The following is a 999-nucleotide window of genomic DNA, read 5'->3' as shown; positions in this document are numbered from 1 at the left end:
TGTTCTACTTACAGCAAAGATGGGAGTAAATAGATCTCTTGGGATACCCAGGCTATGATACATAGAAGCTGAATAGAAATCAACATTAGGTAGCAAACCTTTTTCTTTTAAGAGAATTTCTTCTATCTTTACTGACATGTTATACCAGGTACTTTGTCCTGTAAGTGTTGTCAATTTTTGTGACATTTTTTTCAAAAACTTAGCGCGTGGATCTCCTGTCTTATAGACTCGGTGACCAAATCCCATAATTTTTCCCTTTGAAGTTAATTTCTGCCCAATATAGGATTCGACCTGGTCCATTTCCCCAATATCTTCTAACATATTCATAACAGCTTCATTGGCACCTCCATGCAAAGGACCACTTAACGTCCCGACCGCAGAAACAATACCAGAATAGATATTAGCAAGGGTAGCTACCGTTACTCTTGAAGCAAAAGTAGATGCATTAAGCTCATGATCGGCATGGAGGACAAGTGCCGTATCGAGTGACTTAATGGAAATCTCATCAGGATTTTTGCCCGATAGCATATACAAGAAGTTCTGAGCAAAACCATATTCAGAATTAGGGGGAATAATCTCTTTTCCTTCCCTTACACGTTGAATACCAGCTACAATACTTGAAATTTTTGCTTGTATTTTTAAAGCTTTACGACGATTAGCTTCCTGGGACATGTCATTTGCATCAGGATCAAACATCTCCAATGCCGATAAAGCCGTTCTTAGCATAGTCATTGGATGGGCATCTTTAGGAAAGGACTGAAGTAAGGAGACAATTTCATCCGGCAGTTTTGCATGATAGGCCAATTTCACCTTAAGCTCAGCAAGTTGTTCTTCATTGGGCAAATAATCATTCCATAATAAATATAGGACCTCTTCAAAACTTGCCTGCTCAGCTAATTCATCGATGTTTATTCCTCTATAAGTAAGAATTCCATCTAAAATTGAACTGATTGCAGATTGTGTTGCTACAATCCCCTCTAAACCAGCTACTGACATCAC

Annotated in this window: 1 protein-coding gene; it reads right to left on the bottom strand. The window is 38.6% G+C overall.

The window, feature by feature from the left end; all coding sequences use genetic code 11:
* Window positions 1-999 (bottom strand): citrate/2-methylcitrate synthase (locus tag ABLT31_RS38730; protein WP_367761034.1); only part of this gene is annotated, 999 nt, incomplete at both ends.

Source organism: Ammoniphilus soli (assembly GCF_040813775.1).
Note: the sequence above shows the minus strand (reverse complement) of the source record. Positions and strands in the feature narration are given on the sequence as shown.